A 24,734-nucleotide genomic window follows, 5' to 3' on the forward strand; every position below is an offset into this window, starting at 1 on the left:
GTGCAAAGCGCGACGCAGCAACCCGTCATGCCTGATGACCATAGCGAGTCGGTCCCACCCCTTCCCATCCCGAACAGGACCGTGAAACGACTCCACGCCGATGATAGTGCGGATTGCCCGTGTGAAAGTAGGTAATCGTCAGGCTCCTCACCCCAGTCCCGGCCCCGCCCCTCAAAAGGCGGGGCCGCGGCGTTTGTGGCGTCGCGTTTTACCCTGCCGCTGGCCGGCGCTGGTGCAATGAAAACCGGCAAAACCCGGCCGTTTTTGCTACACCCATAGATAGTGCTTTCCAATTGATCCCCCGCTGAGCAACCCAGCGGCAAGTCATTGGGACGGACCTTGGTCGACACAACTGACCTACGCGGCCGGGCACATCACTCGCACGTGCGCCAGCGCGCGCTTTTTCGGTTATGCAGTTGCCGCAGTGGCCCGTTGAAACGCACGGTCTCTCATCGACCGAAACAACAGGCACCCACCCGGCATTTTGATGAATGCCACCCGCGCCCAACTTCCTCACTTCGCGGCCAAGAAACGCTGCGCCAACCGAACCCAGTACGTGGACCCGACTGGCAGCAAATCGTCGTTGAAGTCGTAGCTCGCGTTATGCAGCATACAAGGCCCGGCACCATGACCCGATTCGCGATGTCCACCGTCCCCATTGCCGAGGAATGCGTAGCATCCCGGCTTCTCTAGCAACATGAAGGAGAAATCTTCCGCGCCCATCGTCGGTTCGACGGCGTCGTCGACGTTTTCGTCGCCGACAATCTCCTTCATCACCGTCGCCGCGAACCGCGCTTCCTCGCTGCTGTTGATCGTAGGCGGATAGTTGCGGTGAAATGTGATTTCGACAGAGCAGTCGTAAGCTTCCGCCGTGCTTTGGACGATCTTGCGCATCCGGGCTTCGATCAGATCAAGCGTTTCCGTGGTAAAGGTCCGTACCGTGCCCGCAAGCCACGCCTCGTCCGGTACCACGTTCACCGCGTCGCCCGCATGAATCTGGGTGATCGAGAGCACAGCCGTATCGAGCGGCTTCTTGTTGCGCGTAATGATGCTTTGCAGACCATTGGCGATCTGCACCGCGGTGAACACTGGATCTCGGCCGTTATGCGGCAGCGCCGCGTGTGAGCCCACGCCCTTGATTTCGATGCGAAACTCATTACTGGAAGCCATGATCGGCCCTTCCGTCACACCGAAATTGCCGGCCGGCATCCCAGGCCAGTTGTGAATCCCGAATACCGCATCGACGGGAAAGCGCGTAAACAGCCCATCATCGATCATGGCCTTTGCGCCCGCGCCGCCTTCCTCGGCCGGCTGAAAGATGAACACGATTGTGCCGTCGAAATCGCCTTCCTTCGCGAGATGCCGCGCCGCGCCGAGCAGCATTGCCGTATGTCCGTCATGCCCGCACGCGTGCATTTTCCCTTCATTTTTCGAGCGATGATCAAACGTGTTCAGCTCGTGGATCGGCAGCGCATCCATATCGGCGCGCAGTCCGATCGATTTCGTTCCCGTACCATGCTTCAGTACGCCGACTACGCCGGTTTTGCCGATGCCTTCATGTACTTCGATTCCCCATCCAGCCAGCGTTTTTGCGACCAATGACGCCGTTTGCGCCTCCTCGTATCGCAATTCTGGATTAGCGTGAATCGTTCGTCGGAGACTCTGAATTTCGCCGCGTGCGGCTTGGATTTCGGGGATCAGTTTCATGATGGATTGAGAAAGTGGCAGTGAGCAGTGTGATCCGGACAAGTCGATTCCGGAGAGCGTGATAATTGATTCTACGCTCATCGCTATTTTTGACGGTCGTGTGTCAGATCGGATGAGGGGAACGTAATAGAATCAGAGCCTTCACTCGCGCAATCCCCGCTCGATATCAATATGAACGCTCCCGCTGAATTCGCCCGCGCCGTCTGCCCGCACGATTGTCCCGATACCTGCGCAATGCGCGTAACCGTCGAGAATGGCCGCGCCGTCAAGGTCGTCGGCGACCCGGATCATCCGCCGACGCAGGGCGTCCTGTGCACGAAAGTGAGCCGTTACGCGGATCGCGTTCATCATCCGCGCCGGCTGACGACGCCGATGCGCCGTGTCGGCCAGAAAGGCGAAGGGCGGTTCGAGTCCATCAGTTGGGACGAGGCGCTACGTCTCGCAGCGGAGCGGCTGTCGGAAATCGCGCGCCGCGCGCCCGAGGCGATTTTGCCGTACAGCTACGCCGGGACGATGGGTTTCGTGCAGGGCGACAGCATTGCGCAGCGCTTTTTCCATAAGCTCGGTGCGTCGCAACTCGACCGCACGATCTGTGCAGCGGCGGGCGCGGCGGGTCTCAAATATACGTACGGCGCGAGCCTCGGCATGCTCACGGAGTTTTTCGACGAAAGCGAGGTGATCCTGATCTGGGGTGCGAACCCGATCGCGTCGAATCTGCATTTCTGGACGCGCGCGCAAGAGGCCAAGCGCCGTGGCGCGCGCCTGATTGCCATCGATCCTTACCGCTCACTCACCGCCGAAAAGTGCCACCAGCACATTGCGCTGAAACCTGGCACGGATGGCGCGCTCGCGCTCGCCATGATGCATGTGCTGATCACGGAAGACATGCTCGATCATGCCTACATCGCTGACCATACGCTCGGCTTCGAGCAATTGAAGGCGCGCGCGCTCGACTATTCGCCATCGCGTGCGGCTGAAATTTGCGGAATCGATAAGCAGACGATCATCGATCTCGCGCATCTTTATGGCAGCACGAAAAAGGCGGCGATCCGCATGAATTACGGCATGCAGCGCGTGCGCGGCGGCGGCAACGCGGTGCGGGCGATCGCGTGTCTTCCGTCGCTGACGGGCGCATGGCGCGTGCGTTCAGGCGGTGTGCTGATGTCGTCGTCGGGCTGGGCGCCAGTCGATTCGCACGCATTGGCGCGACCCGATCTGATGCCGGGCTGGCCGTCGAACCAACCGCGCATCGTGAACATGAACGCGATCGGCGACGCCTTGTGCAACCCGGGCGACGCCGGGTTTGGCCCGAAGATCGAAGCGATTGTCGTGTACAACTCGAACCCTGTCGCCGTTGCGCCGGATTCGGAGCGCGTTGCAGCGGGCTTCGCGCGCGAAGATCTGTTTACGATCGTCCTCGAGCATTTCCAGACCGACACCGCCGACTACGCCGATTTGCTGCTGCCCGCGACGACGCAGCTCGAACATGTCGACATTCACAAGTCATACGGGCACACGCACGTAATGGTCAACCTGCCCGCGATTCCGCCCGTCGGTGAGGCGCGCCCGAATACGGAGATTTTCCGCGGCATCGCGCGCGCGATGGGTCTGCAGGAACCGGCACTGTACGAAAGCGATGAGACGGTCGCGTCGTCGGCGTACCGCTGGGACGATCCGATGCTCGACGGCGTCACATGGGAAACGTTGAAGCGTGACGGCTGGGCGAAGCTGAACGTTCCCGACGCGCCGTTCGCAAATGGCGGCTTCCGCACGCCGTCAGGCAAATGCGAGTTCTATAGCGAGCGGCTCGCGCAAGCCGGGCTCGAACCCGTGCCCGATTATGTGCCGCCTTACGAGTCGGCGGACGGCTCGCCCGAACTCGCCGCGCGCTATCCGCTCGCGATGATTTCGCCGCCGGCGCGCAATTTCCTGAACAGCACGTTCGTGAACGTGGAAAGCCTGCGCGCGACGGAAGGCGAACCGCATCTCGACATCCATCCCGCCGACGCCGCCGCGCGGGGCATCCATGACGGCGACCGGGTCCGCATCTTCAACGATCGCGGCTCGATGCAGGCGCGCGCCCGCGTCACCTACAAGGCGCGCGTGGGGCTCGTCGTCGGCCTGTCGATCTGGTGGAAGAAGCTCGCTCCGGACGGCCGCAACGCCAATCAGGTCACGAGCCAGGCGCTGACCGATCTCGGCGGCTCAGCGACGTTCTACGACTGCCTAGTCGAAATCGAGCGAGTCTGAGCCGCTTCTGAATGCGCAACGGAGATTCCCGCTGCGCCACCACATTCCCGGTCCCCCGGTCGGCGCTTTCGAGTGCCTCGTCTAACTGGGGGCTAACCCCGAATAATCACGCGTCGGCGCATGCTACGATGCGATTTTTAGCACGATCATTCGAAAATCACGGAGGAGACGCCGTATGGAAAAAGTCTGGCTGAAATCGTATCCGCCCGGCGTGCCCGAAGAGATCGATCCGACCCAGTACGAGTCGATTACCGCGATGCTGGAAGAGAGCTTCCGTGCGAACCGCGCGAAGCCGGCGTTCGCGTGCATGGGCAAGCAGATTACGTATGGCGAGCTCGACAGCCTCTCCATTCGGCTTGCAGCGTGGTTTCAGTCAAAGGGCATCGCGCGCGGCGCGCGCATCGCGATCATGATGCCCAACGTCCTGCAGTATCCCGTCGCCATCGCTGCGATCCTGCGCGCGGGCTATGTCGTCGTGAACGTGAATCCGCTCTACACGCCGCGCGAGCTTGAGCATCAGCTGAAGGACAGCAGCGCGGAAGCGATCATCCTGCTCGAAAATTTCGCGGTTACGTTGCAGGCGATCGTGCGCAACACGTCGGTGAGGCACATCATCGTGGCGTCGATGGGCGATCTGATGGGCGCGAAAGGCATGCTCGTCAATTTCGTCGTGCGACGCGTGAAGAAGATGGTGCCGGCTTGGAGTCTTCCTGGGCACCTCCGTTTCAACGACGCTATTTCCGAAGGCGCTCGCAGCCGGTTCACGCCGGTCAAGCAGGGCCCCAACGACGTCGCATTTCTTCAATACACGGGCGGCACGACTGGCGTCGCGAAGGGCGCGACGCTTCTGCATCGCAATCTGGTTGCGAACGTGCTGCAGTCGCACGTGTGGCTTGAGCCCGCGCGCTCGAAGCGCCCCGACATCGACCAGTTCGTGACCGTCGTCGCGCTGCCGCTTTATCACGTCTTCGCGCTGACCGTGTGCGGTCTGCTGACGATCCGCACGGGCGGTCTCGGCGTGCTCATTCCGAATCCACGCGACATCGCCGGGATGATCAAGTCGCTGCAAGGCTACAAGATCACGACGATCCCGGCCGTCAACACGCTGTACAACGCAATGCTCAATCATCCGGACTTTTCGAAGCTCGATTTCTCGAATCTGCTGGTCGCGAACGGCGGCGGGATGGCCGTGCAGGAAGCCGTCGCGAAACGCTGGTTCGAGCGCACGAACGCGCCGATTGTCGAGGGTTATGGCCTGTCGGAGACGTCGCCGTGCGTGACATGCAATCCGGCGATCGTCAGCGAGTACAGCGGCACGATCGGTTTGCCGCTGCCGTCAACGGAAGTGTCGATCCGCGACGACGACGGCAACGAACTGCCGATTGGCCAGGTAGGCGAGTTGTGCATCCGGGGGCCGCAGGTGATGGCGGGCTACTGGAACCGTCCGGACGAAACCGCGAAGGTGATGACGGCCGACGGCTTCTTCCGCTCGGGCGACATCGCGACCATCAGCGAAGACGGCTTCGTGAAAATCGTCGACCGGAAGAAGGACATGATTCTCGTGTCGGGCTTCAACGTCTATCCGAACGAAATCGAGGATGTGGTCGCGAAACATCCGGGCGTTTTCGAAGTGGCGGCCGTCGGGGTGCCGGACCAGCATTCTGGCGAAGCGGTGAAGCTCTTCATCGTCAAGAAGGATGAAGCGATCACCGACGCCGACATCTTCGCATTCTGCAAAGAGCAACTGACGGGTTACAAACGTCCGCGCATCGTCGAATTCCGCAAGGAACTGCCGAAGAGTAATGTCGGCAAGATCTTGCGCCGCGAGCTGCGCGACGGTCGGGCTTGACCGCGCGCGGGGCGAGAAGAACCGGAAAAGCGCGTAGGAGGCTACTGAAAACAGCTGGCGCGCCGCAGTGAAAGCACGGCCCAATGGACGCTACGTCATTGGGCCGTTTCCATTTGCGCAGTGGCAAACGAGCAACGGCAACAACGGTAGCCGACACCACGAACACAACAAACGCCGCGCAAATAAAAAAGGGCGCCCGAAGGCGCCCTCGAGGGTACTACGCATTCACAACTTATTAGAACTTGTGGCGGATACCGATACGAGCCGTGAACTGGTTCTCGTTCGACGACTGGGTCAGGCCATTGATTGCAGCGACAGCCGTCTTGCCCGTTGAGTCCGTGCCCGAAGCGTGCTGGTACACGCCGATCAGGTAGACGTCCGTGCGCTTCGACAGGAAGTAGTCGACGCCAGCCGAACCTTGGTGATACTTCGCAGCATCGTGACCGTTCAGGCTGCTGCCGTGCGTGTAGTCATACGCCGCACCGACCAGCAGAGCCGGCGTCAACTGATACTTGAAGTTGATTTCCGCGTTGTTGAACAATGCCGTCTGACCCGTGAGGCCCGGTGCTGCGAACGACGAGCCGAGGTCGTAGAAACGGGTGTACGAGTAGGTTGCACCGACCGTCGCTGCGCCGAACGTATATGCACCGCCCGCGCCGATCACCTGATACGTGTGAGCCGAACCGTAGCCGCTGTAGACCGGCGACGCGACGTTCGAAGCCGCGGGGTTGGGCGTGCCCGACGTGCTGTTGCCGAAGAACGAAACGTTCGGGTTACGAACGTTCAAATAACCGACGCCCAACACCAGCGGACCGTTGTTGTAGCCAGCGCCCAACGACCAGATCTGATTACGCGAGTAGTCGCCCGCAACGCCGCCCAGGCTGTACATACCGCCGAACGTCAGGCCAGCGTAGTTTGCGCTCGTGAACTTGACGGCATTGTTGGTACGGTATGCGTTGTTGAAGTTGTCCAGGTCGCCCGGGTGAGCGGCGATGTAGCCGCCCCACTGGTCGCCCGCTTCGAGCGGACCGACGTAGTCGACGACGGAGTCGTACTGGCGACCCATCGTGACCGTACCGAACTGGCTGCCCAGGCCGACGTAAGCCTGACGGCCAAACAGCAGGCCGCCTTGACCGGACTTGCCGTTGTTGACGTCGAAGCCGCTTTCGAGCACGAAGATCGCCTTCAGGCCACCGCCGAGGTCTTCCGTGCCGCGCATGCCCCAACGGCTGCCTTGCAGAACGCCGCTCGACAGGTTGTACAGGTGCTTGCCGCCCGAGTTGGTATTGATGTTAAAACCTTCGTCAATAATGCCGTACAGCGTCACGCTGCTTTGCGCATGAGCGACCCCAGCAAACGCGCCCAATGCTGCGAGAGCGAGAAGCGACTTTTTCATCGAAAGATCTCCAAGGATTTGCGAATTATTGTCAAGCAAGGCAAGTATTTATCTGCGTTGCGGCCTTGCGTAACTCCGTAAAGAAGTTGCACGTAATGTAACAAAGACACCTAAGTGAACAAAGAAAAAGCAGGCGGCCCGCCGGACCGCTGTTTCGTTTACGCAACATGGTCTAAAATCGAAAGTCGGCCGTCGGAACCACCCTGAAGTTTTTCTTGCCGTCAGCTGCAAACCCTTGATGTACAAGGCTCTGCGGAGAGGGGTGCGCGCGCCGCGTCGTGGAGGCCAAGATGCTGATTGATGAGTTGATTGCAGAGTTCGATCGGGGTTTACGCTCAATAAACGGGGTGTCGCGAATGTCGCGTCCGCTACCTGTTCCGCCCGCGTCTGTCGAACCTGTCGAACTGACCGATGAAGAGCGCGCGCATGCGGCGGGGCTGATGCGCGTCAATCATGTCGGCGAGGTGTGTGCACAAGCGCTGTATCAGGCGCAAAAGCTCGCGACGCGCTCGCCGGCGCTCAAGCAGGCATTCGAGCATGCCGCGCGCGAGGAGGAAGATCATCTCGCGTGGACCTACAAGCGCCTCGAAGCGCTCGATTCGCGCCCGAGTCTGCTCAATCCACTCTGGTATGCTGGCGCCCTCGCGATCGGCTTCGCGGCGGGGCGCCTTGGGGATCGAGTAAGTCTCGGCTTTATGGCCGAGACGGAGCGGCAGGTCGAGTTGCACCTCGGCGGCCATCTCACCACGTTGCCGGAAGGCGATCACGAATCGCGTGCGATCGTCGAGCAGATGCGTATCGATGAGGTCGCGCACGGCAAGGCCGCGGCGGACGCGGGAGGCGCCGAATTGCCGTTCCCGGCGCGTGCGTTGATGCGCGCCGCGTCCAAAATCATGACTCGCACCGCGTACCACGTTTGACCTGATTTATCGCTGTTTGCCTGAAGTGGGCGGCGCTCTCCGCGCCGTCACTAAAATCGCTCCAAATCCTCAGCCGCCCCGCGCCATTCGTCCTACCAGAACGCTTTCCCGCCACGCTTTTCGCTCACACATTTCACGTATCACCTTCACAAGCATCACTAGCCCATTCATTTATAACGGTTTTCCTTTTTTGCGCGCTGCGTGAGCAAGCGGCGCTAAGTCCTTGTTCTTGCAAACAAAATTCGTCAAAAAACCGCGCGTCACCCTTGACCGGTGTTGGGGGTTACTCTAAAGTGGGAGACAGTGTGAGAAAGTGTATTTTTGTGTGATCCGACGCGCTTTCTCCGGTAAATTTCCAGAATCGGGCGACATCTTTCAGCGCCCTGAAAAAGGGGAGCGACGTGTTCCAAGGGGCGTCAGCGCTGACACTCGACGCGAAGGGGCGGATGTCCGTCCCGGCTCGCTATCGGGACGCGCTGCAAGGGCAGGCAGAAGGACGGGTGACGGTTACCAAGCACCCGGACGGCTGCCTGTTGCTGTTTCCGCGCCCCGAGTGGGAGGTCTTCCGCGCGAAGATCGCCGCGCTCCCGATGGAAGCCAAGTGGTATCAGCGGATTTTTCTCGGCAGCGCCGCGGATGTCGATCTCGATACGGCCGGCCGCGTGCTGATCGCGCCGGAGCTGCGCCAGGCGGCCTCGCTGGAAAAAGACGTGATGTTGTTGGGAATGGGTAATCGCTTCGAACTGTGGGACAAGGAAACGTACATCGCGCAGGAACAGGCGGCGATGGCGCAGGGCATGCCCGAGTCTCTGAAGAACTTCACATTCTGAACGCAGGTAAACGAAATGGCGCCTGCGATGGGAAACGAATTGCAGCATCGCACGGTGCTGCTCGAAGAAGCGGTGAATGCGCTCGTCACGCGCACGGACGGCGTCTATGTTGACGGCACGTTCGGGCGTGGCGGCCATAGCCGCGCGGTGCTGGCAAGGCTGGGTGAGGCGGCGCGTCTGATCGCTTTCGACAAAGACCCGCTTGCGATCGCCACCGCGCAGCAGATCGCCGATCCGCGCTTCGAGATCGTGCATGAAAGCTTCGCATCACTGCGCGACGCGATGAGCGCGCGCGGGGTAGGGCGTGTGTCGGGGGTGTTGCTGGATCTGGGCGTGTCGTCGCCGCAATTCGACGATCCGGAGCGGGGTTTCAGTTTCCGCGCCGACGGCCCGCTCGACATGCGGATGGACCCGACGCGCGGCGAGTCCGCGGCGGACTGGCTGGCGCGGGCCACGGTGCAGGAAATGACGGAGGTGATACGGGATTATGGGGAAGAACGGTTTGCTTTTCAGATTGCAAAGGCGCTTGCTGCTCGCCGGGCAGAGTCCGACCGTCTTGGGCCTCTCGTCAGCACGGGCGAGCTTGCCCAAATCGTGGCTAACGTCGTCAAAACCCGTGAGAAGGGTAAGGACCCGGCAACCCGCACCTTTCAGGCTATACGGATTCACATCAATCAAGAGCTTGCGGAGCTGCAAGTCGTACTAGAAGCAGCATTGTCGTTGCTGGAGCAAGGGGGACGGCTGGTCGTGATCAGCTTTCATTCGCTCGAAGACCGGATCGTCAAGCGGTTCATGCAGGCGCAGTCCAGCGCGCCTGCTGTCGACCGCCGTCTGCCGATCCGCGCCGTCGATCTGCCGAGCCCTCCGCTCAAGCTGCTAGGCCGCGTATTCGCGAGCGACGCCGAAGTCGCCGCCAACCCGCGCGCCCGTTCCGCCGTGATGCGCGTTGCGGAGCGGATCGCGCCATGAATCGTCTCAACATCTTCCTGCTGATCGTCGTAATGGGTTGTGCGCTTTCCGTCGTCAAGGCGACGAACCAGCAGCGTCAGTTCTTTATCCAGTTGCAGCGTGCCCAATCACAGGAGCGCCAGCTGCAGCAGGACTATTCGCAGCTTCAATATCAGCAGAGCGCGCTGTCGAAGACCTCACGCATCGAGCAGATCGCGACCGACTCGCTGAAGATGCAGGGCGCGACCACGGGCCGCACACAATATCTGACGCTCGACGCCGTATCCGCGAAGGCCGAAGACGCACCGATTCCTACTTCCGCGCCGGCTTCGGCGCCTGCCGCGAACGTTCGTCGAGGCACGCGATGAAGAAATCGTCGAACAAGAACAAGAGCGTCGCGTTCTCGGCGAATCCGATTCTTTCGGTGCGCCTGCCGATGTGGCGCTCGAAGCTCGTCGTGTTTCTGCTCTTCATGGCGTTCGTCGCGCTCGCGGGGCGCGCGTTCTGGATTCAGGGCCCCGGCAACGCGTTCTATCAGAAGCAGGGCGAAAGCCGTTATCAGCGCCGGCTGGAGCTGCCCGCGACACGCGGCAAGATTCTCGACCGTAACGGCCTCGTGCTCGCGACGAGCTTGCCCGTGCGCGCGATCTGGGCGATTCCCGAATCAGTGCCGGACGATCTCGGCGCGGACAAGCTCTCCCAGTTGGCCAAGCTGCTCGACATGACGCAGCCGGAACTGCGCAAGAAGCTGTCGGAAGACAAGACGTTCGTCTATGTGAAGCGCCAGGTGCCCATCGAGGTGGCCGCGAAAGTGGAAGCGCTCAATATTCCCGGCGTCTATCAGCGCACCGAGTACAAGCGCTTTTATCCGGAAGGCGAGATCACCGCTCACCTGATCGGTTTCACGAACGTCGAAGACGAAGGCCAGGAAGGCGTCGAGCTCGGCGACCAGAAGCTGCTCGCGGGCGTGGCGGGCAGCCGCCGCGTGATCAAGGACCGTCTGGGCCACATCGTCGAGGACGTGGACGAGCAGGTCGTGCCGCACAACGGTCTGGACGTCGATCTGTCGATCGACAGCAAGATCCAGTACATCGCGTACACGAACCTCAAGGCGGCTGTGCAGAAGTTCAAGGCCAAAGCGGGCGCCGCGATGGTGATCGACGTGCGCACGGGCGAAGTGCTCGCGCTCGTCAATTACCCGACGTACAACCCAAATGACCGCTCGCACCTGACGGGCGAACAGCTGCGCAACCGCATCCTCACCGACACGTTCGAGCCGGGCTCGATCATGAAGCCGTTCACGGTTTCGCTCGCGCTCGATCTGCATCGCGTCACGCCGACTACACTGGTTGATACAGGCGGCGGCCGTTTCGTGCTTGACGGCGCGCCGATCACCGACGACTCCGCGTTCGGCGTGCTGACGGTCGGCGGCGTGATCCAGAAGTCGAGCAATATCGGCGCGACAAAGATCGCGATGCAGCTCAAGCCCGAAGAAATGTGGAACATGTACACCAGCATCGGTCTCGGCCAGGCGCCGAAGGTCGGTTTCCCCGGCGCGGCGGCGGGCCGTCTGCGTCCCTGGAAGAGCTGGCGCCGGATCGAGCAGGCGACGATGTCGTACGGCTACGGCCTCTCGGTGTCGCTGTTCCAGCTCGGGCGCGCGTACACGGCGATCGCGCACGACGGCCAGATTCTGCCCGTGTCGATCTTCCGCACGCCGAAAGATCAGCCGATGACAGGCGCGCAGGTTTTCTCGCCGACCACCGCGCGTGAAGTGCGCGCGATGCTCGAAACCGTCGTCTCGCCGGGCGGCACGTCGCCGGATGCGGCGGTGCCGGGCTATCGCGTGGGCGGCAAGTCGGGTACGGCGTACAAGCATGTCGGGCGCGGCTACGATCACAGCAAGTACCGCGCGTCGTTCGTCGGCATGGCGCCGATGCCGAATCCGCGCATCGTGGTGGCCGTGTCCGTCGACGAACCGACGGCGGGCAGCCACTTCGGCGGCCAGGTGTCGGGTCCCGTGTTCTCGTCGATCGTCGGCGATACGCTGCGCTCGCTGAACGTGCCGCCCGATCAGCCCGTCAAGCAGATGGTCGTATCCGACGACGTGAACCCCGCCACGCCCGCGGCCGCATCCCAACCGGCAGCGAACGGCGCGAAAAAACTCTCGACGCATTCGGCGCCGAAGAAGTTGACGATTTCAGATAACGCGAAGAACCGCCCCGGAGTAGTTCGATGAGTGCGCTGCGTTCTTCTCATCCGGCGCAACAGCAGATTGCTGATGCGCTTGCCTGGCTGCGCGCACGCGTGCAGCCAGGCGCACATTTGCACGCCGATACCCGCACGATCGCGGCGGGCGACGTGTTTCTCGCCTATGCCGTCGACGGCGCGGACAACCGTCCATTCATCGACAACGCGATCGAGCGCGGCGCAGCCGCCGTGCTGGTGCAATCGGATGGCTTCGGCGGCACCATCGACGCGGCGACGATGCTCGCCGTGCCCCACCTGAACGAACTGGCGGGCACGATCGCGAGCGCGTGGTATGGAGACCCGAGCGACGCGATGCGCGTGATCGGCGTAACGGGCACGAACGGCAAGACGTCGTGCACGAACTGGATCTCGGCGGCGCTGACGGCGCTCGGCGAGCCATGCGCGATCATCGGCACGCTCGGCAGCGGCATGCCGGGCCATCTCGTGCACACCGGCTTCACGACGCCCGATGCGCCCCAATTGCAGCGCAGCCTCGTTAATCTGCGCGCCGCGGGCGCGAAAGGCGTCGCGATGGAAGTCTCGTCGCATGCGCTGCATCAGGGCCGCGTGAACGGCACGGCGTTCAGCGTCGGCGTGTTCACGAATCTGACGCAGGACCACCTCGACTATCACGGCACGTTCGAAGCATACGAAGCGGCGAAGGCGCGTCTTTTCGCGTGGCCGGAACTGAAGGCCGCCGTCATTAACGCCGACGACGAAGCGGGCCGCCGCATGATCGCGAGCACGAAGGGCCACGCGAAGACGATCGCTTATGCGCTCGCGCCGCACACCGACGTGCAGGCCGATGCATCGATCGTCGCGTCGAATGTGCGCGCGACGGCGACGGGCACCGCATTTCATATCGCATCGGATTGGGGCGACACGGAGGTCGAGGTCAACACGCTCGGCGCATTCAACGTGAGCAATCTGCTCGGCGTGCTTGGCGCGCTGCTCGCGTCGGACGTGCCGTTCGACGCCGCCGTCGCGCAACTCACGAAGCTCGAATCGGTGAACGGCCGGATGGAGCGCCTCGGCGGCCGTTTGCAGAACGACGAACCGCTCGTCGTGATCGACTACGCGCACACGCCGGATGCGCTCGAAAAGACGCTGACGGCATTGCGCCCGATTGCGGATGCGCGCGGCGGCAAGCTGATCTGCACGTTCGGCTGCGGCGGCGACCGCGACGCAACGAAGCGTCCGCTGATGGGCGCAATCGCCGAGCGCTGCGCCGACGCCGTCGTCGTGACAAGCGACAACCCGCGCAGCGAAGATCCGCAAAAAATCATCGACCAGATTGCGGCCGGCATGAAGGACGACTCGAAGGCGCGCCGTATCGAAGACCGCGCGAGCGCGATCCTGCAAGCGGTGCGCTGTGCCGCGCGCGAAGACGTCGTCGTGCTGGCGGGCAAGGGTCACGAATCGACGCAGGAAATCATGGGCAAGAAGCGCGCGTTCTCGGATCAGGATCATGCACGGCTCGCGCTCGCAGCCCGCGCGACGCACGGACGCGGAGGTGGCGAATGACCCGGCGAGGTAACGCCATGTTTTCGCTGCGTGAAGCGGCAGCCGTCATTCCGGGTGCAACGGTGACGGGCGACGAATCGGTCTCGTTCGACGCCATCGCGACGGACAGCCGCACGTGCGGTCCCGGCGATCTGTTCGTCGCGCTGAAGGGCGACCGTTTCGACGCGCACGATTTCCTCGCTGACGTCGCCGCGCGCAACGTGAGCGCGGTGCTCGTCACGCACACGCCGGAGAACTTCGACGTACCCGCGTTGCGCGTGACAGGCGACACGCGCACGGCATTGGGCTCGCTCGCGAATGGCTGGCGCCGACGCTTTGCGATGCCGCTCGTCGCGGTGACGGGCAGCAACGGCAAGACGACCGTCAAGGAAATGATCTCGTCGATTTTCGCCGCGGCCGTCGGCGAATCATCGCGTCTCGCGACGGCGGGCAATTTCAACAACGACGTCGGCTTGCCGCTGACGCTGTTCCGTTTGAGCGAAGCGCACAAGCTCGCCGTCGTCGAGCTCGGCATGAATCATCCGGGCGAAACGGCGCTGCTCAGCAAGATCGCCGAGCCGACTGTCGCTGTCGTCAATAACGCGCAGCGCGAGCATCAGGAATTCATGGCGACCGTCGAGGCCGTCGCGCTCGAACACGCGGCCGTGATTCACGCATTGAAGCCGGAAGGCGTCGCCGTGTTTCCGGCGAACGACGCCTACGCCAGCATCTGGCGCGTCGCGGCGACGGGCAGCCGCGTCATCGATTTCGCGCTGAACACGGCGGAGCGCACGACGCAGGCGGTCGTTCAGGGCACGCTCGACGGCAACCAGCTGAGCATCGATACGCCCGAAGGCCGCGTCGACGTCACGCTGCAAGTGCTGGGCGCGCACAACGCGCACAACGCGCTGGCGGCGACGGCAGCGGCGGTCGCATCGGGTGTCGCGCTCGATGCGATCAAGCGCGGTCTCGAAGCGTTCGGCGCGGTGAAGGGCCGCCTGCAGGTGAAGCGCGCGGTGCTCGGCGCGATGGCGGGCGCGACCGTGATCGACGATACCTACAACGCGAATCCCGATTCGATGATCGCCGCGATCGACGTGCTGGCCGCGCGTGCATCGCCTCGCGTGCTGGTGATGGGCGACATGGGCGAAGTCGGCGACAACGGCCCGGAGTTTCATCGCGAAGTCGGCGGATATGCGAAGGCGCGCGGCATCGATGCGCTGTACGCGCTGGGCGACGCGTCGCGCGACGCGTGCGCCGCTTACGGCAGCGAAGCCAGGCATTTCGACGACGTGCATGCGCTCGTCGCGCAATTGCAGCAGGCCGGATACGGCGCGGCTGCGACGTATCTCGTGAAAGGCTCGCGCTTCATGAAAATGGAACGCGTGGTGGACGCCGTTACGAGTCCACAACCCGCACCGGGCGCGGCGCCCGGCGCACACTGAAAGAGAAGGACAGAAGTATGCTACTGGCGCTGGCGCAATGGCTGCAGAACGACGTCGGCTTTTTGCGCGTGTTCAGTTATCTGACGTTTCGTGCTGTCGCGGCGACGATCACCGCGCTGCTGATCGGGCTCGTCTGCGGCCCGTGGGTAATCCGCAAGCTGACGGCGATGAAGGTCGGCCAGGCCGTGCGCAAGGACGGCCCGCAAACGCACCTCGTAAAATCCGGCACACCGACGATGGGCGGCGTGCTGATCCTGATCGGCATCGCCGTGTCGACGCTGCTGTGGGCCGATCTGACCAACCGCTTCATCTGGATCGTGATGCTCGTCACGTTCGGCTTCGGCGTGATCGGCTGGGTCGACGACTATCGCAAGGTCGTCTACAAGGACCCGCGCGGGATGTCGTCGCGCGAAAAGTATTTCTGGCAGTCGGTGATCGGTCTGTTCGCGGCCGTGTATCTCGCGTTCAGCGTATCGGAAGCGAGCAACGTGCGCGTGTTCGATCTGTTCATGGCGTGGGTGCGCAGCGGTCTGTCGATGGGCCTGCCCGCGCGCGCCGACCTGCTGCTGCCGTTCCTCAAGTCGATGACCTATCCGCTCGGCGTGTGGGGCTTCATCGCGCTCACGTACTTCGTGATCGTCGGTTCGAGCAATGCGGTGAATCTCACCGATGGTCTCGACGGCCTCGTGATCATGCCCGTCGTGCTGGTCGGCTCGTCGCTCGGTGTGTTCGCGTATGTGATGGGCAGCGCCGTCTATTCGAAATATCTGCTGTTCCCGCACATCGCGGGCGCGGGCGAAATGCTGATCTTCTGCTCGGCGATGGGCGGGGCAGGGCTCGCGTTCCTCTGGTTCAACACGCACCCGGCGCAGGTGTTCATGGGCGACGTCGGCGCGCTCGCGCTCGGCGGCGCGCTCGGCACGATCGCGGTGATCGTGCGCCAGGAGATCGTACTCTTCATCATGGGCGGGATTTTCGTCGCCGAGACGGTGTCGGTGATGTTGCAGGTCACGTGGTTCAAGTTCACGAAGGCACGTTTCGGTGAAGGCCGCCGCATCTTCAAGATGGCGCCGCTGCATCACCACTTCGAATTGTCGGGCTGGAAAGAAACGCAAGTCGTGGTGCGTTTCTGGATCATCACGCTGATGTTGTGCCTGTTCGGTTTGTCCACGCTCAAGCTGCGTTAAGCGGCATTCAAATTTGCAAGCAAGGGGAAGCAGTCGATGTTTGGCGAGAAGTTTCGGGATCGGCAAAAGCCGATGGTGCTCGTGCTGGGGCTCGGTGAATCGGGCCTCGCGATGGCGCGCTGGTGCGCGCGGCATGGCTGCCGCCTGCGCATCGCCGACACGCGCGAAGTGCCGCCGAACCTGTCCGCGCTGGAAGCGCACGGCATCGCTGGCGATTTCGTCGGCGGGCCGTTTTCGCCCGTGCTGCTGGAAGGCGTCGAACTGGTCGCGATCAGTCCGGGCCTGTCGCCGCTCGCCGCCGATCTCGTGCCGCTGATCGCAGCGGCGCGCGAGCGCGGCATCCCTGTGTGGGGCGAGCTCGAATTTTTCGCGCAGGCATTGAGAACGCTCGGCGAAAGCGGCTACGCGCCGAAGGTGATCGCGATCACGGGGACGAACGGCAAGACCACCACGACGAGCCTGACGGGCCTGTTGTGCGAGCGCGCGGGCAAGAAGGTCGCGGTCGCGGGCAACATCAGCCCGGCCGCGCTCGACAAGCTCACGGAAGCCATCGACAACACCGCGCTGCCCGACGTATGGGTGCTCGAACTGTCGAGCTTCCAGCTGGAGACGGCGCACACCTTCGAGCCGGACGCGGCCGTGATCCTGAACATCACGCAGGATCATCTGGATTGGCACGGCGGCCTCGATGCGTATGCGGCGGCGAAGGGCAAGATCTTCGGCAAGAACACGGTGCGGGTGCTCAATCGAGACGACGCGCGCGTAATGGCGCTCGCGCCATCGGAGCGGAACGGCGCGCAGATGGTGACGTTCGGCGTCACGGAGCCTTTGCGCGACGGCGATCTCGGTCTGCTGCGCGACAGCGGCATGATCTGGCTCGTCGAGGCGCAGGACCGCGACGCGACCGACGAACCCACGCCGACGCGCCGTCGCAAGAGCGAATCCGCGACGCCGCCCGATATCGCGCTGAAGCGCCTGATGCCGGCTGACGCGCTGCGCATCCGTGGTCTGCACAACGCGACGAATGCGCTCGCCGCATTCGCACTCGCGCGCGCGATCGGCCTGCCCGGCGCGCCGCTTCTGCACGGCTTGCGCGAGTATCGCGGCGAGCCGCATCGCGTCGAGCTGATCGCATCGATCGACGGCATCGACTATGTGGACGACAGCAAGGGCACGAATGTCGGCGCGACGGTTGCGGCGCTTGACGGTCTCGCGCAACGCGTCGTGCTGATTGCGGGCGGCGACGGCAAGGGCCAGGCATTCGAGCCGCTCGCCGATCCGGTGACGCGCTGGTGCCGCGCCGTGATGCTGATCGGCCGCGACGCGCCGCAGATACGCGCCGCGCTCGCGCATACGGGCATTGCGATGACCGACCACGCGACGCTCGAAGAAGCGACGCGCGCTGCCAGCGCCGTCGCGGAACCGGGCGACGCCGTGCTGCTGTCGCCTGCCTGCGCCAGCTTCGACATGTTCAAGGGCTACGCGCATCGCGCTGCGGTCTTCCGCAGCGCGGTCGAAGACATCGCTGCCGAACGGGGGACGATGATATGAGCTGGTCGGAACGTTTCGGTTCGCAACTCGGCAAGCAGCGCGGCTCCATAGCGGGCCAGCCAGGCGGCGCGGCTGTATCGGAACGCACGTCGCGCACGGGCGGACTGTCGAGCGCCGTCAACGGCGTGCGTCCGCTGCGCTCGCGGATGCTCGACTACGATCATTCGCTCGTGTGGGTCGTCATTGCGCTGCTGGGGCTCGGCATCGTGATGGTGTACTCGGCGTCGATCGCGATGCCCGATTCGCCGAAGTACGCGTCGTATCACGACTACGCGTTCCTCATGCGCCAGGTCATCTTCGTCGTCATGGGCACGGTCGCGGGCGTGATCGCGTTTCGTGTGCCCATTTCGACGTGGGACAAGTACGCGCCGAAGCTCTTCCTGATCGCACTCGTCGCGCTCGTGATCGTGCTGATTCCGCACGTCGGCAAAGGCGTGAACGGCGCGCGCCGCTGGATTCCCCTCGGCATTACGAACATGCAGCCGTCGGAAATCATGAAGCTCGCCGTGACGATCTACGCGGCGAACTACACGGTGCGCAAGCAGGAATACATGCACAGCTTCGCGAAGGGCTTTCTGCCGATGGGCTTTGCCGTCGGCGTGGTCGGCATGCTGCTGCTGCTCGAGCCCGATATGGGCGCGTTCATGGTGATCGCGGCAATCGCGATGGGCTTGCTGTTTCTCGGCGGCGTGAACGGCAAGATTTTCGGCGGGCTGGTCGCAACGGCCGTGGGCACGTTCACGCTGCTCGTGTGGGCGTCGCCGTGGCGTCGCGAGCGGATCTTCGCCTATCTCGATCCGTGGGACGACCGCTACGCGCAGGGCAAGGCGTATCAGCTGACGCACTCGCTGATCGCGTTCGGCCGCGGCGAATGGTTCGGCGTTGGGCTCGGCGGCAGCGTCGAGAAGCTCAACTATCTGCCGGAAGCGCACACCGACTTCATTCTCGCCGTGATCGGCGAGGAACTGGGCTTTGTCGGCGTGCTGGTCGTGATCCTGATGTTCTACTGGATCGTGCGCCGTTCGTTCGAGATCGGCCGTCAGGCGCTCGCACTTGACCGCACGTTCGCGGGCCTGGTCGCGAAGGGCGTCGGCATCTGGTTCGGCGCGCAGACCTTCATCAACATGGGCGTGAACCTCGGCCTGCTGCCGACCAAGGGTCTCACGCTGCCGCTCGTCAGCTACGGCGGCTCGGGCATCTTGCTGAACTGCATCGCGGTGGCGGTGCTGATGCGGGTCGATTATGAAAATCGTGTGCTGATGCGTGGGGGGAAGGTATGACCCCCATGCAGCAGCGCACGATTTCGGCGAAGGCGCGCAGCGCCGCAGCCAAAACGGACTTGCTCCCATTCATGCTGATGCGCGGGGGGAAGGTATGACGATGCAACAACGCACGCTGATGGTGATGGCGGGAGGCACCGGGGGCCACGTGTTCCCGGGCCTCGCCGTCGCTCACCTGATGCAGGCGTGGGGCTGGCGTGTAGTATGGCTCGGCAATCCGTCTGGTATGGAAGCGACGCTCGTCCCAAAGCACGGCATTCCGATGCAGTACGTGCAGTTCGGCGGCCTGCGCGGCAAGGGCATCAAGACCAAGCTGATGCTGCCCGTGAATCTGCTGCGCGCGTGCATGCAGAGCCTTTCGGTGCTGCGTCGCGTGAAGCCGGACGTCGTGCTCGGCATGGGCGGCTACATCACGTTCCCGGCAGGCGTTATGACAGCATTGAGCGGCACGCCGCTCGTGCTGCACGAACAGAACTCGATCGCGGGCCTCGCGAACAAGGTGCTCGCGAAGCTCGCGAGGCGCGTGCTCGTCGCGTTCCCGAACGCGTTGCCTCACGCCGAATGGACGGGCAATCCGATTCGCGCGGAACTTGCGCGCACGCCGGCACCCAAAGCACGCTACGCGGCGCGCAGCGGTCCGCTGAACGTGCTGGTCGTGGGCGGCAGCCTGGGCGCGGCGGCGCTCAACGAAACGGTGCCGCGCGCGCTCGCGCAGCTCGCGCCGAACGAGCGGCCGCGCATCGTGCATCAGGCGGGCGCGAAGCATATCGACGCATTGCGCGCGAACTACGCCGCGGCCGGCATCGCGGCGGGAGACGACGCGCAGCTCGTGCCCTTCATCGACGACATGACGAGCGCCTACGCGAACGCCGATCTCGTGATCTGCCGTTCGGGCGCGATGACGGTCGCCGAGATCGCGGCTGTCGGCGTGGCGGCGTTCTTCGTGCCGTTCCCGTATGCCGTCGACGATCACCAGACAACCAACGCAGCGTTTCTCGCCGATCACGGCGCGGCGCTGCTCGTACAACAGCGCGACCTGACGGCGGAGAAGCTCGCCGACTGGTTGCGCAGCCAGACGCGGGACTCGCTCGCGGAGATGGCGGAGCGTTCGCGCTCGCTCGCGAAACCCGATGCCACCGAACAGGTCGCGCAGGTCTGCGCGACGGTTGCCGGCGTGACACCGAGCCTGAGCCCGGAAGGAAAGCAATGAAACATATCGTCAAACACATTCACTTCGTCGGGATCGGCGGCGCGGGCATGAGCGGCATCGCCGAAGTGCTCGTCAATCTCGGCTATCAGGTGAGCGGCTCGGATCTGTCGCGCAACGCCGTGACGGAGCGCCTCGCCGCGCTCGGCGCGCGCATCGCGATCGGCCACGACGCGGAGAACATCGAAGGCGCGAACGCCGTCGTCGTGTCGACGGCCGTGCGCAGCGACAACCCCGAAGTGCTCGCCGCGCGTCATCGCCGCATTCCCATCGTGCCGCGCGCGGTGATGCTCGCGGAACTGATGCGGCTGAAGCAGGGCATCGCGATCGCCGGGACGCACGGCAAGACCACCACGACCTCGCTCGTCGCGAGCGTGCTCGCGGCGGGCGGGCTCGATCCGACCTTCGTGATCGGCGGAAGGCTGATCAGCGCGGGCGCGAACGCGCGTCTCGGCACGGGCGATTTCATCGTCGCGGAAGCGGACGAATCGGATGCGTCGTTCCTGAACCTCTTCCCGGTGATCGAGGTCATCACGAACATCGACGCCGATCACATGGACACCTACGGCCACGACTTCGCGCGGCTCAAGCAGGCGTTCATCGAGTTCACGCATCGGCTGCCGTTCTACGGGATCGCGGTGCTGTGCGTCGACGATCCGAACGTGAAGGAAATTTTGCCGTTCGTGTCGAAGCCGATCATCCGCTACGGCTTCGCACCCGAGGCGCAGGTGCGCGCCGTCAACGTCGAAGCTCGCGAAGGCCGGATGCATTTCACGGCGATGCGCGAAGACGCGCCGCCCATCGACATCGTGCTGAACCTGCCCGGCATGCACAACGTGCAAAACGCTTTGGCCGCAATCGCAATTGCGACTGAACTCGAGGTGAAAGATGCCGATATCCAGCGAGCGCTCGCGGATTTCAACGGCGTCGGCCGGCGTTTCCAGCGTTACGGCGAAGTGCCCGTGGCAAGCGGCGGCGCGTACACGCTCGTCGACGACTACGGTCATCACCCGGTAGAAATGGCCGCGACGATCGCGGCGGCGCGCGGCGCATTTCCCGACAAGCGTCTCGTGCTGGCGTTCCAGCCGCACCGCTTCACACGCACGCGCGACTGCTTCGAAGATTTCGTGAAGGTGCTGTCGACGGTCGATGCGCTCGTGCTGACGGAAGTGTACGCAGCGGGCGAGTCGCCCATCGTCGCAGCGGACGGCCGTTCGCTCGCGCGCGCGATTCGCGTCGCAGGGAAAGTCGAGCCCGTGTTCGTCGAAACGGTGGATGAAGTGCCGGATGCGCTCGCTGCGATCGTGCGCGACGGCGATGTGGTGATCACGATGGGTGCGGGTTCGATCGGCGCGGTGCCGGGTCGGCTCGCAGAAAACGAAGGTGCGAAATGAGCGGTATCGATCCTAAATCTTTCGGCAAGGTTGCCGTGCTGATGGGCGGCGTGTCCGCCGAGCGCGAAGTGTCGCTGAACTCCGGCCGTCTCGTGCTGCAAGGGCTGCGCGACGCGGGCATCGACGCGCATCCGTTCGATCCGTCCGAGCGTCCTCTCGCTGCGTTGAAGGACGAAGGCTTCGTGCGCGCGTTCAACGCGCTGCATGGCGGCTACGGCGAGAACGGTCAGATTCAGGGCGCGCTCGATTTCTATGGCATCCGCTACACGGGCAGCGGCGTGCTCGGCTCGGCGCTCGGTCTCGACAAGTTCCGCACGAAGCTCGTGTGGCAGCAGCTCGGCGTGCCGACGCCGCCGTTCGAAGCAGTACTGCGCGGCGACGACTACGCCGCGCGTGCGCGGGACATCGTCGCGAAGCTCGGCTTGCCGCTCTTCGTGAAGCCCGCGAGCGAAGGATCGAGCGTCGCCGTGATCAAGGTGAAGACGGCCGATGCGCTCGTGCCCGCGCTCGAAGAGGCGGCGAAGTTCGACAAGATCGTTGTCGTCGAGAAGAGCATCGAAGGCGGTGGCGAGTACACGGCGTGCATCGCGGGCGATCTCGATCTGCCCGTCATCCGCATCGTGCCCGCCGGCGAGTTCTACGACTATCACGCGAAGTACATCGCCAACGACACACAATATCTGATCCCGTGTGGCATCGCCGCCGAAGAAGAGGCGCGCCTGAAGAAGCTCGCGCGCCGCGCGTTCGATGTGCTCGGCTGCACGGACTGGGGCCGTGCCGACTTCATGCTGGACGGCGACGGCAATCCGTACTTCCTCGAAGTAAACACGGCGCCCGGCATGACCGATCACTCGCTACCGCCGAAGGCCGCGCGCGCCGTCGGCATCAGCTACCGGGAACTGGTGGTGAAGGTGCTCGCACTGACGCTGAAGGACTGAACAGAGAACTGAAGGAATCGCACGCAGATCATGTGGAACAACGTTCGCCAGCTCAATCTCGCCGCCAGCGCGTTGCACGCGCTGTTGCTGCTCGTGCTGCTGGCGGCGGGCGGCTACTGGCTGATTCAGCGCCCGAACTTCGCGCTGCGCGAGATCCGCATCGACGGCGACACCGAGCACATCAACTCGCCGACCGTGCGCGCGAGCGTCGTCGGCCGCTTGAAGGGCAACTTCTTCACCGTCGATCTGGATTCGGCGCGCCAGGCGTTCGAGCAGATGCCATGGGTGCGTCACGCGAGCGTGCGGCGCGTGTGGCCGAATGCGCTCGCTGTCACGCTCGAAGAGTACCAGCCGCTCGGCACGTGGGGCACCGATCAACTCGTGAGCACCGACGGCGAGGTGTTCACCGCGAACCAGGGCGAGCTCGACGAAGAGCTGCCCGCGTTCGAGGGCCCGGATGGGTCCGCGAAAGAAGTCGTCGCGCGTTATCAGGACTTCAAGAAGTGGTTTGCGCCTGTCGGGGCGACGCCCGATGAAGTGACGCTGTCGTCGCGTTTCGCGTGGACGGTGAAGCTGTCGAACGGCATGCAGGTCGAACTGGGACGCGAGCGCAATCAGGACACGCTGTACGACCGCTGCAAGCGACTCACCGCGGCATGGGGCGCGGTGACGCAACGTTGGGGGAAGGATATCGAATATGCGGACTTGCGCTATCCGAACGGCTTCGCCATTCGTGCAGCAGGCATGCGCTTCATTACGGAACCCGACAAGGGCAAGAAGTAACAGGACATCACACGCAATGAGCACGCTATGAGTAAAGACTATAAAGATCTGCTGGTAGCCCTCGACATCGGCACGGCGAAAGTGGTTGCCATCGTCGCCGAGTTGAAGGGCGAAGGTCATTACGAGGTGATCGGACTCGGCCAGAGCGAATCGAAAGGGCTCAAGAAAGGCGTCGTGGTGAACATCGAGGCCACGGTGCAGTCCATTCAACGAGCGCTCGAAGAAGCCGAGCTGATGGCCGACTGCAAGATCACGAACGTATTCACGGGGATCGCCGGCAGCCATATCCGCAGCTTCAATTCGAGCGGCATGGTGGCGATCAAGGAAAAGGAAGTGACGCAGACGGACGTCGCACGCGTGATCGAGACGGCCAAGGCGATCAACATTCCGACCGATCAGCAGGTGCTTCACATCCTTACGCAGGAATTCATCATCGACGGCCAGGAAGACGTGCGCGAGCCGATCGGCATGAGTGGCATCCGCCTCGAAGTGAAGGTGCACATCGTGACGGGCGCGGTGAGCGCGGCGCAGAACATCGTGAAGTGCGTGCGCCGCTGCGGCCTCGAAGTGAACGATCTGATCCTGCAGCCGCTCGCGTCGTCGCTGGCGGTGCTGACGGAAGACGAAAAGGAACTGGGCGTGGTGCTCGTCGATATCGGCGGCGGCACGACGGACATCGCGATTTTCAGCGAAGGCGCGATCCGCCATACGGCCGTGATCCCCATCGCCGGCGATCAGATCACGAGCGATATCGCGATGGCGCTGCGCACGCCGACGCCGGACGCCGAGGACATCAAGGTGAGCTACGGCATCGCGAAGCAGGCACTCGCCGATCCCGACGAAATGATCGAAGTGCCGGGGCTCGGCGAGCGCGGTCCGCGCACGCTGTCGCGCCAGGCGCTCGCGGCCGTAATCGAGCCGCGCGTCGAAGAACTGTTTTCGCTCGTGCAGCAGGTGGTGCGCGAGTCGGGTTACGAAGAGCTGCTCAGCTCGGGCGTCGTGCTGACGGGTGGCGCATCGATGATGCCGGGCATGGTCGAGCTGGGCGAGGACATCTTCCTGAAGCCGGTGCGCATCGGCGTGCCCGAGTATGCAGGCGGTCTCGCGGACGTCGTGCGCAATCCGCGCTATTCGACGGCGATGGGTCTGCTCGTCGAAGGACGCTCGCAGCGGATGCGCGGCCGCAAGGTGGCCGTGCAGTCGGGATCGATGGGACAGGTGTTCACGAGGATGAAGGACTGGTTCCTCGGCAACTTCTAAAGAATCTGCAGCAAAGGGAAATACGCGCTGGTGCCG

Annotated in this window: 19 protein-coding genes and 1 rRNA gene; 18 read left to right on the forward strand and 2 right to left on the reverse strand. The window is 63.5% G+C overall.

Annotation, left to right across the window (positions count from 1 at the left end; translation table 11 throughout):
* The first annotated feature begins 30 nt into the window (after positions 1–30).
* Positions 31–144: ribosomal RNA gene (rrf, locus tag BMW76_RS20455) — 5S ribosomal RNA — on the forward strand.
* 369 nt (positions 145–513) lie between these two features.
* Here the strand turns inward: rrf and BMW76_RS20460 are convergent.
* Positions 514–1,707 (reverse strand): M20 aminoacylase family protein, encoded by a 1,194-nt coding sequence (locus BMW76_RS20460; protein WP_090868348.1) that lies wholly within the window; start codon positions 1,705–1,707, stop codon positions 514–516.
* Between the two features lie 171 nt (positions 1,708–1,878).
* Between BMW76_RS20460 and BMW76_RS20465 the strand changes: the two genes are divergently transcribed.
* A complete protein-coding gene (locus BMW76_RS20465) occupies positions 1,879–3,957 on the forward strand; it encodes a molybdopterin-containing oxidoreductase family protein (protein WP_090868350.1) in 2,079 nt (692 codons plus the stop codon).
* A gap of 175 nt (positions 3,958–4,132) precedes the next feature.
* Entirely contained in the window at positions 4,133–5,806 is a 1,674-nt protein-coding gene (locus BMW76_RS20470; RefSeq protein WP_090868352.1) for a long-chain fatty acid--CoA ligase, read from the forward strand.
* 235 nt (positions 5,807–6,041) lie between these two features.
* On the opposite strand, the gene BMW76_RS20475 is transcribed toward BMW76_RS20470, so the two are convergent.
* Positions 6,042–7,202 (reverse strand): porin, encoded by a 1,161-nt coding sequence (locus tag BMW76_RS20475; protein ID WP_090868354.1) that lies wholly within the window; start codon positions 7,200–7,202, stop codon positions 6,042–6,044.
* A gap of 290 nt (positions 7,203–7,492) precedes the next feature.
* On the opposite strand from BMW76_RS20475, the gene coq7 reads away from it, so the two are divergent.
* From coq7 to ftsA, 15 genes are all read left to right on the forward strand, one after another.
* Positions 7,493–8,122 carry a 2-polyprenyl-3-methyl-6-methoxy-1,4-benzoquinone monooxygenase gene (coq7, locus tag BMW76_RS20480; protein WP_090868356.1) on the forward strand — a complete coding sequence of 210 codons (630 nt, stop codon included), beginning with the start codon at positions 7,493–7,495 and terminating at the stop codon, positions 8,120–8,122.
* A gap of 401 nt (positions 8,123–8,523) precedes the next feature.
* Complete coding sequence (gene mraZ, locus BMW76_RS20485; protein ID WP_090868358.1) at positions 8,524–8,952, forward strand: division/cell wall cluster transcriptional repressor MraZ; 429 nt, start codon at positions 8,524–8,526, stop codon at positions 8,950–8,952.
* Between the two features lie 27 nt (positions 8,953–8,979).
* Positions 8,980–9,921: a 16S rRNA (cytosine(1402)-N(4))-methyltransferase RsmH gene (gene rsmH, locus BMW76_RS20490; RefSeq protein ID WP_090868360.1), complete on the forward strand. Its 942-nt coding sequence runs from the start codon at positions 8,980–8,982 to the stop codon at positions 9,919–9,921.
* Positions 9,918–10,268 (forward strand): cell division protein FtsL, encoded by a 351-nt coding sequence (gene ftsL / locus BMW76_RS20495; RefSeq protein WP_090868362.1) that lies wholly within the window; start codon positions 9,918–9,920, stop codon positions 10,266–10,268. Before rsmH ends, ftsL begins: the two co-directional genes overlap by 4 nt.
* The gene (locus BMW76_RS20500; protein WP_090868364.1) at positions 10,265–12,139 is read left to right on the forward strand and encodes a peptidoglycan D,D-transpeptidase FtsI family protein; all 1,875 of its coding nucleotides are present in this window, start codon (positions 10,265–10,267) and stop codon (positions 12,137–12,139) included. The genes ftsL and BMW76_RS20500 overlap by 4 nt, the downstream gene beginning before the upstream one ends.
* A complete protein-coding gene (locus tag BMW76_RS20505) occupies positions 12,136–13,674 on the forward strand; it encodes a UDP-N-acetylmuramoyl-L-alanyl-D-glutamate--2,6-diaminopimelate ligase (RefSeq protein ID WP_090868366.1) in 1,539 nt (512 codons plus the stop codon). The genes BMW76_RS20500 and BMW76_RS20505 overlap by 4 nt, the downstream gene beginning before the upstream one ends.
* Complete coding sequence (locus BMW76_RS20510; RefSeq protein ID WP_090868368.1) at positions 13,671–15,098, forward strand: UDP-N-acetylmuramoyl-tripeptide--D-alanyl-D-alanine ligase; 1,428 nt, start codon at positions 13,671–13,673, stop codon at positions 15,096–15,098. Before BMW76_RS20505 ends, BMW76_RS20510 begins: the two co-directional genes overlap by 4 nt.
* Before the next feature lie 17 nt (positions 15,099–15,115).
* On the forward strand, positions 15,116–16,285 hold the full coding sequence (mraY, locus tag BMW76_RS20515) for a phospho-N-acetylmuramoyl-pentapeptide-transferase (RefSeq protein WP_087735237.1): 1,170 nt from the start codon (positions 15,116–15,118) through the stop codon (positions 16,283–16,285).
* Between the two features lie 36 nt (positions 16,286–16,321).
* Positions 16,322–17,836 carry a UDP-N-acetylmuramoyl-L-alanine--D-glutamate ligase gene (murD, locus tag BMW76_RS20520; RefSeq protein WP_090868370.1) on the forward strand — a complete coding sequence of 505 codons (1,515 nt, stop codon included), beginning with the start codon at positions 16,322–16,324 and terminating at the stop codon, positions 17,834–17,836.
* Positions 17,833–19,116: a putative lipid II flippase FtsW gene (ftsW, locus tag BMW76_RS20525; RefSeq protein WP_090868372.1), complete on the forward strand. Its 1,284-nt coding sequence runs from the start codon at positions 17,833–17,835 to the stop codon at positions 19,114–19,116. Before murD ends, ftsW begins: the two co-directional genes overlap by 4 nt.
* A 94-nt stretch (positions 19,117–19,210) precedes the next feature.
* Positions 19,211–20,326: an undecaprenyldiphospho-muramoylpentapeptide beta-N-acetylglucosaminyltransferase gene (gene murG / locus BMW76_RS20530; RefSeq protein WP_090868374.1), complete on the forward strand. Its 1,116-nt coding sequence runs from the start codon at positions 19,211–19,213 to the stop codon at positions 20,324–20,326.
* A complete protein-coding gene (gene murC / locus BMW76_RS20535) occupies positions 20,323–21,717 on the forward strand; it encodes a UDP-N-acetylmuramate--L-alanine ligase (RefSeq protein WP_090868376.1) in 1,395 nt (464 codons plus the stop codon). The genes murG and murC overlap by 4 nt, the downstream gene beginning before the upstream one ends.
* Positions 21,714–22,655, forward strand: coding sequence for a D-alanine--D-alanine ligase (locus tag BMW76_RS20540; protein WP_090868378.1), 942 nt, complete (start codon positions 21,714–21,716; stop codon positions 22,653–22,655). Before murC ends, BMW76_RS20540 begins: the two co-directional genes overlap by 4 nt.
* Positions 22,656–22,685: 30 nt before the next feature.
* Positions 22,686–23,438, forward strand: a complete 753-nt coding sequence (locus tag BMW76_RS20545; RefSeq protein WP_090868380.1) for a cell division protein FtsQ/DivIB — start codon at positions 22,686–22,688, stop codon at positions 23,436–23,438.
* A gap of 27 nt (positions 23,439–23,465) precedes the next feature.
* Complete coding sequence (gene ftsA, locus BMW76_RS20550; protein ID WP_007747080.1) at positions 23,466–24,698, forward strand: cell division protein FtsA; 1,233 nt, start codon at positions 23,466–23,468, stop codon at positions 24,696–24,698.
* Positions 24,699–24,734: the final 36 nt, after the last annotated feature.

This window comes from Paraburkholderia diazotrophica, from assembly GCF_900108945.1.
Classification (GTDB): Bacteria; Pseudomonadota; Gammaproteobacteria; order Burkholderiales; family Burkholderiaceae; genus Paraburkholderia; species Paraburkholderia diazotrophica.

What these genes read in the sequence shown, in the direction of transcription:
- BMW76_RS20460 (WP_090868348.1), bottom strand. Translation starts at nt 1,707, where the DNA reads ATGAAACTGATCCCCGAAATCCAAGCCGCACGCGGCGAAATTCAGAGT.
- BMW76_RS20465 (WP_090868350.1), top strand. Translation starts at nt 1,879, where the DNA reads ATGAACGCTCCCGCTGAATTCGCCCGCGCCGTCTGCCCGCACGATTGT.
- BMW76_RS20470 (WP_090868352.1), top strand. Translation starts at nt 4,133, where the DNA reads ATGGAAAAAGTCTGGCTGAAATCGTATCCGCCCGGCGTGCCCGAAGAG.
- BMW76_RS20475 (WP_090868354.1), bottom strand. Translation starts at nt 7,202, where the DNA reads ATGAAAAAGTCGCTTCTCGCTCTCGCAGCATTGGGCGCGTTTGCTGGG.
- coq7 (WP_090868356.1), top strand. Translation starts at nt 7,493, where the DNA reads ATGCTGATTGATGAGTTGATTGCAGAGTTCGATCGGGGTTTACGCTCA.
- rsmH (WP_090868360.1), top strand. Translation starts at nt 8,980, where the DNA reads ATGGGAAACGAATTGCAGCATCGCACGGTGCTGCTCGAAGAAGCGGTG.
- ftsL (WP_090868362.1), top strand. Translation starts at nt 9,918, where the DNA reads ATGAATCGTCTCAACATCTTCCTGCTGATCGTCGTAATGGGTTGTGCG.
- BMW76_RS20500 (WP_090868364.1), top strand. Translation starts at nt 10,265, where the DNA reads ATGAAGAAATCGTCGAACAAGAACAAGAGCGTCGCGTTCTCGGCGAAT.
- BMW76_RS20505 (WP_090868366.1), top strand. Translation starts at nt 12,136, where the DNA reads ATGAGTGCGCTGCGTTCTTCTCATCCGGCGCAACAGCAGATTGCTGAT.
- BMW76_RS20510 (WP_090868368.1), top strand. Translation starts at nt 13,671, where the DNA reads ATGACCCGGCGAGGTAACGCCATGTTTTCGCTGCGTGAAGCGGCAGCC.
- mraY (WP_087735237.1), top strand. Translation starts at nt 15,116, where the DNA reads ATGCTACTGGCGCTGGCGCAATGGCTGCAGAACGACGTCGGCTTTTTG.
- murD (WP_090868370.1), top strand. Translation starts at nt 16,322, where the DNA reads ATGTTTGGCGAGAAGTTTCGGGATCGGCAAAAGCCGATGGTGCTCGTG.
- ftsW (WP_090868372.1), top strand. Translation starts at nt 17,833, where the DNA reads ATGAGCTGGTCGGAACGTTTCGGTTCGCAACTCGGCAAGCAGCGCGGC.
- murG (WP_090868374.1), top strand. Translation starts at nt 19,211, where the DNA reads ATGACGATGCAACAACGCACGCTGATGGTGATGGCGGGAGGCACCGGG.
- murC (WP_090868376.1), top strand. Translation starts at nt 20,323, where the DNA reads ATGAAACATATCGTCAAACACATTCACTTCGTCGGGATCGGCGGCGCG.
- BMW76_RS20540 (WP_090868378.1), top strand. Translation starts at nt 21,714, where the DNA reads ATGAGCGGTATCGATCCTAAATCTTTCGGCAAGGTTGCCGTGCTGATG.
- BMW76_RS20545 (WP_090868380.1), top strand. Translation starts at nt 22,686, where the DNA reads ATGTGGAACAACGTTCGCCAGCTCAATCTCGCCGCCAGCGCGTTGCAC.
- ftsA (WP_007747080.1), top strand. Translation starts at nt 23,466, where the DNA reads ATGAGTAAAGACTATAAAGATCTGCTGGTAGCCCTCGACATCGGCACG.